This is a genomic window from Methanosarcina sp. (genome assembly GCF_035390745.1).
Taxonomy (GTDB): Archaea; Halobacteriota; Methanosarcinia; order Methanosarcinales; family Methanosarcinaceae; genus Methanosarcina.
Window position 1 is genome coordinate 1 of sequence record NZ_DAOOUJ010000080.1, and the last position, 11,661, is coordinate 11,661.

The following is an 11,661-nucleotide window of genomic DNA, read 5'->3' on the forward strand; positions in this document are numbered from 1 at the left end:
ATAATTGGAGGATTTCAAAAATATAAAATCCTGAAATTTTACTGCGGAAAGTGCGAAATATAGTTTATTTTCGGAATGAATTCAAATTAAACCCAGAATAAACCTGGATAAGAGAGATAGAAATCTGAAACTGGAAAAACTGAATCACAAAGCAAAAAGAGAGACAAAAACATGGAGGCGAACAATACTTTGAAAAGATCAAACGTTGAATAGAACAGGCATCTGTTTTTTAAATGCCGTTTTTAATTACCGTTTTTAATTACCGTTTTTCGATGATTCCGTTTTTTAGGCTAAGATTCTTAAATATTTCGTTTTTCAGGCTACTGTTTTTCAAGACACCGTTTTTTATATTCCGTTTTTTTCACAGATGCCTTGTCGCCAAAATATCTTTCCCTGAATATAAGACTGCGGATGTACTGAAAATCGAATATAAGCTTTTAGAGGTACCGCAGATATTTTAGAGAGTTGAAAGTAAAAATCAAAATCAGAGAGACAAAAAATTGTATAAGATGAATGGGTAAAAAAGAATAAAAAAAGTAAAATGCCAGATGATTAAATATCGACTAGAGGCAGCTGTCTTCTAAGGTCCGGCAAATAACCTTCTCTGTGCAGAGCAATCTTATAATCACTTATTGATCTACAGAGTTTATGTGTATATTTTATACAGTCGGTGCCGACTTCCCCTTTAAACAGCAGTTTTTCTATTTTTTCTATAAATTCCGGATAGGTGAATATCAGTTCCTCTTTGGTGTGCAAGAAAAGAGCTGCAAAGTCTCTGTGGATACCCATGCTTCTTTTAAGCAGCTCAACGTTGAGGTGGTCTTCGGAGAGGTAACTGTTAAATTTCACAAACGTGTAAAAGTCTGCAATATTCTGATTTAGGGAATTCAGTATTGAGTACAGCACGTTGTCTGTTTCCGGAAGAGGGATATTCGGAAGGTTGAGGGTTTCGCCGTTAAAGGTTTCGTTTTCTTCAATATTCTGGTCCTGGGTTGTATCGCGGTCCATTTTATCACCCTGGTAGGAAGTATTATAATTTTGATATTATATTAAATAGTTGGATCATCTGGTTATGGTTTAGCACAAATGGAACCAGTAATTTACCTTTTAGCTGCAACTTTCAGATACACTTGCCTGTCTGGCATGATAAAATAGGCATAAGTGTATCAATCGAAGTAACTGAGGTAATCGAAGTAATTGAGGTACATCCAGGTGATATCTGCCCTGCGCAGGTTGCCTCAAGCTCTGCAAGCTTATCGCTTCCCCACTAGAAGCGGCTTTACGGCATTTCACATGGAGCATTAGACTCCGTCTTTGGATTTCGTTTTTGAATTCCATTTTGGACTCCGTTTTTCCATTGCTAAATTACTTCATGGGCACTTATTTACAGTCCTTATCCTGAAGTTGCACAAAATAAACTTGATTCAATAATTAGGCTTCTTGCATGTTACTATATATAAAATTATGTCTTAATAAAACTAAACAAATATAATTATATGGATATATACATTCGATCCTTCCAGAAAACCTTTTTAAATGCATTAGATACTGGAAGATAATAGAATAAATATTTGAGCTTTTATATTCACACCTGCCCCACATAAATTTCTGAAAAAATAGTTTTTGAGCCTCGATTAACAGGCTTAAAACTTGTTTTCAGCTTTTCAAAGAAAGTCTTCCTTCGAACATATCCATTCCGACAGCTACAAGCCCGTATACGAAGCTTAATACCAGAATAATAGTGGCTCCTGACGGGACATCAAGAGCATAGGAAAGACCTATTCCTGTGACACTGATCACGGTTCCGAATGCAGTGGAGATGAGCATCATTTTCTTCAGGTTGTGGGTAAATTTCCGGCTCAGAGTGGCAGGAATTGTTAAAAGGGCTATTACGAGGATGATACCCACGACTTTGATAAGTACAACAATTGTAAGGGCAATAATACAGAGCAGGAAAAGGTAGAGTTTTTCTGTGGGAACGCCCTGTACAGTCGTAAACTCTTCATCAAAACATAAAGCGAGAAATTCCTTATAGAGCAGATAGACTGAACCCACTATAATGATGTCAAGAGCCAGCATCAGGTACAGGTCTATACGTGGAACCGTAAGGATATTTCCAAAGAGGTAGGTCGTAAGGTCCGCGGCATATCCAGGAGTAAGATAGACAAAAATAACTCCCAGAGCCATTCCTAGAGACCAGAGTATACCTATTGCACTGTCTTCAGGGATTTTTGATTTCCTGCTTACAGTACCCATAACGAGCGCTGATAAGAGGCTGAACGGAAGAAGACCGAACATGGGATTGATCCCAAGGTAATATCCAAGCCCTATGCCTCCGAAAGAAGCATGAGCAATTCCTCCGCTGATGAAGACAATCTTTTTAACAACAACATAGGAACCTATGATTCCGCAGGCAATACTTGCAAGGATTGCAGCTATAAGGGCGTTCTGAATAAAAGTATACTGAAGAAGATCAAACATTTTTATTCTCCTTGATAGACTGTTTTTCAAACCCAATGATCTTCAGGAACTCCCTTTGTGCCTCTCCAGCACTCTATGGGGTACTCCGTGAGCAATCAATTCAACCGGACACTGGTATGTGGCTTCCAGGTCTTCGACCGGGATCTCTTTCGAATTATGGTAATGAAGAGTACGGTTCAGGCAGGCTATCCTGTCAACATAAACAGAAACTGCACTCAGGTCATGTGTTACCATAATGATTGCCATTTCCTGCTTGAGTTTGTTCAGGAGCCTGTAGAGTTCATCCTGCATATGAGGATCAAGCCCTGAGTTAGGCTCGTCCAGAAGCAAAAGTTTAGGGTTTGTGGCAAGAGCCCGGGCAATAAAAACCCTCTGCCTCTGCCCGCCCGAGAGCTGGCCTATCTGCCTGTCTTTAAGCTCGAACATCTCCACCGTTCTCAGAGCTTCTTCAGCCGCTTTTTTGTCTTCCTCGCTGTACTTTTTCAGAAAACCAGTATGGCTCATCCTGCCGGTCAGAACCACTTCCCATACGCTGATAGGAAAATCAAAATCAAAGCGTCTGTACTGAGGGACATACCCTACAAGGTCTCTGCTTTTTTCCGGAGGCTTTCCAAAGATTTTCACATTGCCTTTGCAAGGCTTCAGGAGTCCGAGGAGCACTTTAAGGAGTGTGGTCTTTCCCCCTCCGTTAGGTCCAATTACCCCGAGTAGCCCATTAGCCTCTTTTAATTCCAGATTCACGGCTTCAAGGACCGTCTGAGTTCCATAACGGACCCAGACATCCTTCAGCTCTATAACCTTCTCCATTGCCTTTCCTTCAGATTATCGTTTTTATCTTATCCCGAATTATGTTCTTTTTATATTTAGATATAGAACCTGAACAAGAACCTGAACACGATTTTACACAAGGTTTCTGGCAAAGATATCTGATACATTATCCATGTTTGCAATGTAATCCTTTGCAAGAGGATCAACAGCCACGACTTCGCCTCCGATTTCCTGAGCTAAAACTTCCGCACTCCGCGTACTGAAGTTAGCCTGGACAAAGATAACTTTGACATCCTTTTCCTTTGCAAGATCTACCAGTTTCTTAAGATCCTGTGCACTCGGCTCTTTTCCTTCAATTTCAACGGAAATCATATTAAGTCCGTAGTCCGAGGCAAAATAGCCCCATGAAGGATGATAAACCATGAAACTGCTTCCCTCTCTTCCATTCAGTTTTTCCCGGATCCTCGCATCCAGAGCATCCAGCTCTTCAAGGTAAGCGTCTCTATTCTGAGCATAATAAGTTTCATTTTCGGGATCAAGTTTTACAAGCCCTTCATAAATATCTTCGACCATTATCTTTACGTTTGCAGGGGATGTCCATATATGTGGGTCCAGTTCTCTGTGATCCTCATCAATTTCTTCTTCCTCCCCTTCGTGATCATGTTCCTCTAGCTCTCTTAGTTCAATTCCTTCGGAGCAGTTTACAATAAGAGTACCACTATTCATGGATTCGAAACTTTCAATCCAGACATCCTCGAAAGGCATGCCGACGCCCACTGTCACCAGCATTCTGGCTTTGCTAATTTCCTGGACTTCTTTTGGAGAAAGTTCATATGTATGCGGATCTGCTCCAGGTGGGATTATAACAACGGTTTTTACTTTATCGCCTCCGACTTTTTCTACAAACTCAGCCTGAGGGACAACGCTTACGGCAACTGTTATGGGCTCTTCGGCCCCTGAGACTGCGGCCTTCTTTCCTGTTGCCTCATTATTCCCTGAGTATTCTGAATCCGCACATCCGCTGATAAAAATACTCAGACCAATAATCAAAACAACTAATAGAGACATAATTTTCAATTTCATAATTAAACTCCTTTTTTGTTCATTTTTGATTTTTTTAATACAGTTAGTTTTATTCTGAAGTATCTAACATTGCTAATATGAGTTAACATTGCTACGAGTTAACATTGCTAATACGAGTAATATAATTTTGATATACACCAAAATAAAGAGATATTTAGAGAATAATTTGGCATATATACAAATTTGTCTTTGAACAGAATCAAAGAAGTTTCTAAGCTCTACTGTGTTGTGAATTATTGATGATGCTCCTCATGAAAACATTTCTCGTGGCTTATTTCTCCGCAGACACCAACCATCGGATGGCCCATTGAGCTGCAGATTTTGTTTACAGAATCCCTTGAAACAAAAGCTTCAAAACGAGAAACTTCGGCACATGCTTCCTCTGTCGAGAGGCCGTAGTGAGTTAAAAGAAGGCTTAAAATCCTGTGTCTCCTGACAAGAAATTCTGCATAAGCCTTTCCCAGTTCTGTCAGGTCCACCCCCCTGTAAGGAACGTGATTCAGGTAGCCGGTAGCTGCAAGTTCATTTAAGGTCTTGCTCGTTGTTGAAGGGTCGACCTGCAGGCAGGAGGAAATCTCAGTAGTTTTTACAGTGCCTCTTTTTTCAAAAATAAATTTGAGGTAATCCACCTTCCTCGGGGAGAGTTCAAGACCTGTGAACTCAGGATAATTCTGCTCGTTCATGTAGAGAAATATAAAAAACTGATATTTATTATTTGTTATATGCCAAATCATAAACCAATATTTGTAGCATATCAAAATTTAAGATGACCAGATAGTATTGAAGTCCAGCAGACATAAAAAAACGGATATAAAAAGCTCAGTAAAAGAAAACATACACTCCGGAGACCAGCAGAAAGCTCACAACACCCATAAGAACCCCTCCAAGCGTATTTGACCTGAAAACCTCGGAAGGTTTGAGTTCTGCCAGTTCTCCGAAAATCCAGAAAAAAGGATCATTGACGTGTGAAATCACAAAAGTGCCTGAAGCCATTGAAAGTATTAATATTTCCGCAGGAAGCCCGAGTTCCGGAACAAGAGGGAGCAAAAGGGACGGTGCAACAAGCATTGTTACAACCCTTGACCCCTGCACTGTCTGAAGAGCTGCTGCAACAAGAAAAGGCACAAGGATATGAGGAAAGTCAAACTGCAGGAAAAACCTGCCGAGAGCTTCCCCTGCTCCTGTCATGGCCAGAGTTGCACCAAGAGCTCCTCCTCCGCACAGGTCAAGCAGGACAACCCCACTTCTCCTTACGGCTTTTTCAACCTGGACCCTTATCATTTCAAACCCCAGCACCCTGCTGGAAAAAATGGAAAGGAGAACTCCTATGAGCAGCGCAACATTAGGGTTTCCCAGAAAGACAAACAAAGGATAGGGGTAATCGAAGCCAGCCTGGAAAAGAATGAGAAATAGAGGAAGAAAAATTGGGGAATAAGCTTCAAACCTTCTTATTTTTGTAAACCCTGCCCCCTTACCTGTTTCTATAAATTCTGGCTGTAATTGCCCCTGAGTATTGTTCTCAGAAGTTATGGAGACTTCAGTCTTTCCCAGTCTTCTGGCATACAAATAACCTGAAATAGAAGTGGGAACAGAAATAAGAAACCCTAGAAGAAAAAGCGTATCTTTGTTTGCCGAAAGTTCCTCTGCAGCCGAAATAAGAACAGGGGAAGGATATACAAGATTAAATGAGGCAACTGCCCCAAGAGCAAGCGCAGTTGCAGTGGAAACTGGAGGGTTATTGAGTCTTGAAGACAGCTCTTTTGCTATCGGGACAAAGATAACATAGGCAAGAATATAGCACATGGTTGGCACTGAAAAGAGAAAACCAAGAAAATTTAAAGCAAGAAAGGGATTTTTGAAAAAGCGCATGATGTCAGACGCGATTAAAGACATTCCACCAGTCTTCTGGAGCAAAAGTCCAATGATACTGCCACTGGTGATAACAATGGCAAAACGGGAAAAGACGCTGCCCAGTCCCCCAGTTACTGCTTCGATGGTGCGCACTGGTTCTCCTGCAAGCACTCCCGTGAGAAGGGATACAAAGATAAGACTGAGGAAAGGGTGCAGCCTGAATTTTGCTGTAAGAAGCAGAATGGCTACAAGAGCAAAAAGGAAAATAAGGACAGGGTGCATATAACCAAGCTCCTCTGAAGAATGAACAATAAATGATAGAAATAAAATATATTCATCAGTCAGATCTTACTTATCACATTCAGACTATATCCCCAACATTCAGATGATGTTCCTGAACTTTCAGACATTCTCCTCAGGAAGCTGCCCGGAAGAAGAGGAAGTGGAAGTGGAAGACGAAAGCTGTTTCAGTTCATCAATCTCTTCTTCTCCAAGCACTCTTGCAAGATTTAGGAGGATAAGAAGCCTGTTCCCCGCTTTTCCAACTCCGATCAGATATTCCGAATTAATTTTCGATTTAATCATATCCGGAGTCGGTTCTATAGAAGAAAGAGGCAGTTTCAATACCCCATTTACGGAATTCACAAGCATCCCGATTGTCGTGTCCCCGACCTCCACTATAATAATTCTGGACAGGCTGTCACGTTCCCTGGGACTGAAACCAAGGCGCCTGTTGAGATCTATTACTACGATAATTTTTCCCCGCAGGTTAATCAGTCCTTTTACACATTCAGGAGCCTGAGGAACCCGGGTGATTTTTGGAATCGACATGATTTCGGAAACCTGCATGATGTCAACACCGAATTCTTCCCCAGACAGTTCAAAAACCACAAGCTTGAGAGGTTCTTCGGAAGATGACGAACTTTTATTTTCTACATTTTCCTCAAACATATCAATTCCTCCGGACCGATTTAAGGATTTTAAGCAGCCATATCTAGCCAGCTATTTTAGCCAACCTTATTTAACCAGTAACTAAACTAACCATATATAGCCAGCCAATTTATCCAGTAATATTTTCTGGTTCTCCTTTTGAATTACCAAGCCTGAATTTTTCAGTGGCTTTTTTCATCTTTTCCCCAAGCAAAGAGAGATCATTCGCCATGCTGGCAAGCTCAGACATTGAGGCACTCTGTTCTTCCAGAGCTGCAGCCGTTTCCTGCGTTCCTGCAGCGGACTGCTCCGATATAGAGGAGATGTCTTCCAGGGTCGAGGTAATTTCTTCAATGGATGCTGACTGTTCTTCTGTAGCAGCTGCTACATCCTCTATCATATTTGTGATTTCATTGATTGTAGAGACGATCCCGGTAACCATTTCTACCTCTTCACTCACTGATAATGAGCCGTTCTTCACATTCTTTTTGCTTGCCTCTATGCTTTCAACTGTATTGCTGATACTTTCCCTGATTTCATCAATCAGCCGGGAAATATTTTTAGCTGCAGTTCCGGATTCTTCGGCAAGTTTGCGGACCTCATCAGCTACCACAGAGAAACCTCTGCCGTGTTCCCCTGCGCGTGCGGCTTCAATTGCGGCATTCAATGCAAGCATATTGGTCTGATCTGCAATTCTGGTTATCAGGGTTATGATCTCATTGATTTGTTGAGATTTTGAGTCAAGTTCCTTGATAACAATTTCAGTCTCATCAACAGAAGAACGGATAAGGCCCATCTTTAACAGGACATCTCTGGAAACGTTTCCTATATTATGAACGGTTTCATTTACCAGATTTGTACTTTTTGATACTTTCTGGGTATTGTCCGCAATTTCCTGGATATTGTGGGTCATATCCTGCATTGCATGAGTTATATCAACAATTTTTGTACTCTGAATCTCTGCTCCGTTAGAGATTTCAGATGCGGTTTCCGAAATTCTCCTTGATGCAGATGCCACTTCTTCTGAAGAGGCAGACATTTCTTCCGAAAGTGTTGCAAGGTGAAGTGAACCTTCCTGAATTTCTTTGATCAAGCTGCGAAGGTTTTCAACCATTGTTTTAAAAGCCTCTGAGAGCTGGGAAATCTCACTCCTCGATGAGCCTTTAATATCGACATCAAGGTTTCCTTTTGAAACCATATCAGCAGCTTCGAGCAGTTCGTACATGGGCTTTCTGTAGATATTCAAAATCACAAAAACAAGTAAAGCACCGATAGATATTGAAAGGAAGCTTACAAGAAAGATCTTATTAATGGAGTTCATGATCAGAGTATCCAGTTTTTCTTTCTGATCAGCACGGGCATCTGTAGCTACTTTTCTAACCTGTGAAGCTATAGCTGTCATATTTTTCTCTTCGGCCTCTTTTCTTTCTTCCAGAATCCTAAACTGCTCAAAATCAGCCTGGAAGTCTTCAGCACTTTGAAGTATTTCCTTGCCTATAGCAATATTTTCAGGTCTTTCCATTCGCCCATTTAAGTCTGTAGAAAGTTCAATAATGTCATCCATAAATGCATTGAAGCTATCTGCATGTTCCTTATCGGGACTTATAGTATAGTTCAGATATTCGTTTCGGGCTTTCATTGTCAGTAAAATGATCTGATGAGCACTCTCAACGTTTGAGAGTTTTTTCTCCAGGGATTCGTTCGAATAGCCAGCCTCGAATTCCTCTCTGTACTGGACCATCTGATTTTTAGAAAGCTCATCTGTTTTTGTTATTAGAATTTCACTATCTACAGCCAGCTTATTTCTGACCTCTGCCTGTTCGTCATCTGCTTCAACATACCTGTCAAACGCTTCACTGAAATTATTGGAAGCTGCGAGAACGATATCCATCCGGTCGCGATTTACAGGATCAAGATAACCAATGTATATCTCTCTGGATATCTGTGCCTGTGTGGGCACAAGACTTAGATAAGAATAAACTTCTTTTTTGTCAGCAGGATCACCGTGAATAATGTAGCTTTCCTCAGCTTGCAGGGCGTCCTGCATATTATTCATAATAAAAGTCATATTCTGGATAGCCCGGCTCTTCTTCTCGACCTCATTCATGCCCTGATAACCCGTATACCCTACAAAAAAGATCAAAACAAGGAGCAGTGCAAACCCTATCACCACATGCCCTATTTTTGTACTTTTATACATCTTTTTTCACCCGCGCTTCCAGTTTCTTAGCTTCTGTAGCCTTTCTATCCTGCAATCGAACTATATACAGGTCTGTTAAAGGACAGAGATATATGTCTGTAAAAGGTTTTATCCAGATTTCCCAACAACTATTCAATATAGATTGTTTAAGAATTCATAAATATTATGATTCATTAAAAGAGTAAGAACCTCAAATAGAGAGAGAACCGAAAGTTTGGCATCATCGAGACTACCCCTGCCAAAAGTGTTAACTCAGGAAAACCCATTATGAGGCTCTGTTATTGTGAGAAACTCCTTAACCTGCGACCCAAAACTATCAAAATTTATAGGTTTGGAAAGAACAGCATGGCACCCGGCTTTAAGAAATTCCTGTTTACTTTCAGGATCACAATGTCCCGTGACGGCAACCACTTTTATGCCCCGTGTGTCAGGATTGCACTTTATCCGCTGAAGAAGTTCTAAACCGTGCATTTTTGGAAGTTCCATATCCATCAGTACAAGATCGACTTTGACTTTACTGAGAACTTCCAGTGCTTCAAAGCCATTTTTTGCCTTCTTCGGATCAAATCCGCAGGATTTCAAAAGGTCAGATACAATAACAAGGTTAAGCAAGTTATCCTCAACAATCAGGATTTCAGGCATTCAATCAACTCCTGTATTTGTTTGAAGAATCTCTGAATGAGATCATTCTTACAGAGGTACCTGTTCTTGCAGAGACATCGTTATACATAGAGCATTTTTTGAAACGATATTTACTATCGAGAACAGACAAATGACTTAATTATGTGATGGCTTAACTATACGGAGTAAATTATCATTACTAATCCCGGAAAATACAGGTTGGTGTTCGAACACTAACAACTAAATTTTAACACCAAGTGGATAAATTCAGTGACAAAAAGAAGACATTTAGTTCCAGTGTTGAAGTTCCATTATTGATCTTTTGTTTGGCTATAACAAATGACAGTAAATTCCCCGACTTATAAAGATAATATCAATTCCTGTAGAATATAAAGTTATTTGTCAAAATATATAACACTATTTAAATATATAATTTGAAAACAAAGTGTTTTGTTTATAGTGAAATACAGATTAAAGAAAGCTTAATTCTGGATCAAACATGAATACAAGCATTCTTGAACCTTTTACAGTTATTGTATGCAGCAAATATCCTGGCAAACTTAAGTAAAAATTGCCAATACTTGCTATTTTTTTAGAGACGGCTTTTAACATGCAAAAAGTCAAAACCGGGATAGACTTAAAACTATAAAATTTGACAAAGATAATTAAAAAAGTTTAATATAGCTGATCTCGCATATATTTTTTCATCTTAAGAAGAAAGACTTATATGAGCAGAAAAACTTGCGTTAACAGCTTTTATTAACCCGTATCTTCTCCAGGAATTCACTGATTGAAGTTTCAACGGAACCTTCGGTCACTGCCTCAACAGGAATTCTTCGATTATAACTTATAGACATTCTCAGTTTTAAAAGAAGTTCTCTCAGTTGATATTTTTGACATAATCCTCGGATGATAAAACAGCTGTTGAAGAATAAAAAGAAAAAGTAATTACGAACGAAAAGAAAGTAATTACGAACGAAAAGAAAGTAATTACGAACGAAAAGAAAGTAATTACGAACGAAAAGAAAAAGTACTACGAACGAAAAGAAAGTAATTACGAACGAAAAGAAAAAGTACTACGAACCTGGCACGATTAAACACACGATTAAACTGAATTAATTTAGTGTTTCAAAAGATAAAATGGGGTCAGAACACTTCTAAAAAGCTCTGTGTCTGAAGTGACAGGTAATATCGCATACAGGATATTTTCACTTACTTCGCAGAAATAAAGAAGGTGTATTTATGGCAAGAGTAATGATCGTGGACGATGCCGAATTTATGCGAATGGTAATTAGAGACATCCTTCTAAAACACGGACATGAAGTGGTTGCCGAGGTAGGTGATGGAGAAGAAGCAGTTCAGACATATCTGGAGGTAAAACCTGACCTTGTGCTAATGGATATAATAATGCCAGATATGGACGGTAAGGAAGCATTGCAAAAGCTTCTTTTAATGGACCCTGATGCAAAAGTAGTAATGTGTTCTTCTCTTGGACAGCAGGCTCTGATAACCGAATCTATGAAAATCGGTGCTATGGGTTTTATAGTAAAACCTTTTGAGCCAGATAATATGCTTGATGTAATTAGAAAAATTGCCGAACCAAATTAATCTTGCCAGCTAAACAAATTGAATTTTAAACCTGAATTAAACCTGAATTAAACCTGAATTAAACCGGCAGTGTGCCACTTTTTCTGTAAAATTATCTCTACCCTTTTCCTCTTGTTTTT

Annotated in this window: 10 protein-coding genes; 1 reads left to right on the plus strand and 9 read right to left on the minus strand. The window is 39.7% G+C overall.

What is annotated here, in order from left to right:
- Positions 1 to 552: 552 nt before the first annotated feature.
- From PLL47_RS13425 to PLL47_RS13465, 9 genes are all read right to left on the minus strand, one after another.
- On the minus strand, positions 553 to 1,008 hold the full coding sequence (locus PLL47_RS13425) for a hypothetical protein (RefSeq protein WP_324446921.1): 456 nt from the start codon (positions 1,006 to 1,008) through the stop codon (positions 553 to 555).
- A 648-nt stretch (positions 1,009 to 1,656) separates the two neighbouring features.
- The gene (locus PLL47_RS13430; RefSeq protein WP_324446923.1) at positions 1,657 to 2,481 is read right to left on the minus strand and encodes a metal ABC transporter permease; all 825 of its coding nucleotides are present in this window, start codon (positions 2,479 to 2,481) and stop codon (positions 1,657 to 1,659) included.
- Positions 2,482 to 2,523: 42 nt separating this feature from the next.
- On the minus strand, positions 2,524 to 3,288 hold the full coding sequence (locus PLL47_RS13435; RefSeq protein ID WP_324446925.1) for a metal ABC transporter ATP-binding protein: 765 nt from the start codon (positions 3,286 to 3,288) through the stop codon (positions 2,524 to 2,526).
- Between the two features lie 93 nt (positions 3,289 to 3,381).
- Entirely contained in the window at positions 3,382 to 4,332 is a 951-nt protein-coding gene (locus PLL47_RS13440) for a metal ABC transporter solute-binding protein, Zn/Mn family (RefSeq protein ID WP_324446927.1), read from the minus strand.
- Between the two features lie 233 nt (positions 4,333 to 4,565).
- Positions 4,566 to 5,015, minus strand: coding sequence for a metal-dependent transcriptional regulator (locus PLL47_RS13445; protein WP_324446929.1), 450 nt, complete (start codon positions 5,013 to 5,015; stop codon positions 4,566 to 4,568).
- A 136-nt stretch (positions 5,016 to 5,151) separates the two neighbouring features.
- Positions 5,152 to 6,465 carry a GntP family permease gene (locus PLL47_RS13450; RefSeq protein ID WP_324446931.1) on the minus strand — a complete coding sequence of 438 codons (1,314 nt, stop codon included), beginning with the start codon at positions 6,463 to 6,465 and terminating at the stop codon, positions 5,152 to 5,154.
- 120 nt (positions 6,466 to 6,585) lie between these two features.
- Positions 6,586 to 7,134, minus strand: a complete 549-nt coding sequence (locus PLL47_RS13455) for a chemotaxis protein CheW (RefSeq protein ID WP_324446933.1) — start codon at positions 7,132 to 7,134, stop codon at positions 6,586 to 6,588.
- A 109-nt stretch (positions 7,135 to 7,243) separates the two neighbouring features.
- On the minus strand, positions 7,244 to 9,313 hold the full coding sequence (locus tag PLL47_RS13460) for a methyl-accepting chemotaxis protein (protein WP_324446935.1): 2,070 nt from the start codon (positions 9,311 to 9,313) through the stop codon (positions 7,244 to 7,246).
- A gap of 252 nt (positions 9,314 to 9,565) precedes the next feature.
- Complete coding sequence (locus PLL47_RS13465) at positions 9,566 to 9,955, minus strand: response regulator (protein ID WP_324446937.1); 390 nt, start codon at positions 9,953 to 9,955, stop codon at positions 9,566 to 9,568.
- 1,221 nt (positions 9,956 to 11,176) lie between these two features.
- Between PLL47_RS13465 and PLL47_RS13470 the strand changes: the two genes are divergently transcribed.
- Positions 11,177 to 11,542 carry a response regulator gene (locus PLL47_RS13470; RefSeq protein WP_324446939.1) on the plus strand — a complete coding sequence of 122 codons (366 nt, stop codon included), beginning with the start codon at positions 11,177 to 11,179 and terminating at the stop codon, positions 11,540 to 11,542.
- The last annotated feature ends 119 nt before the right edge of the window (positions 11,543 to 11,661 follow it).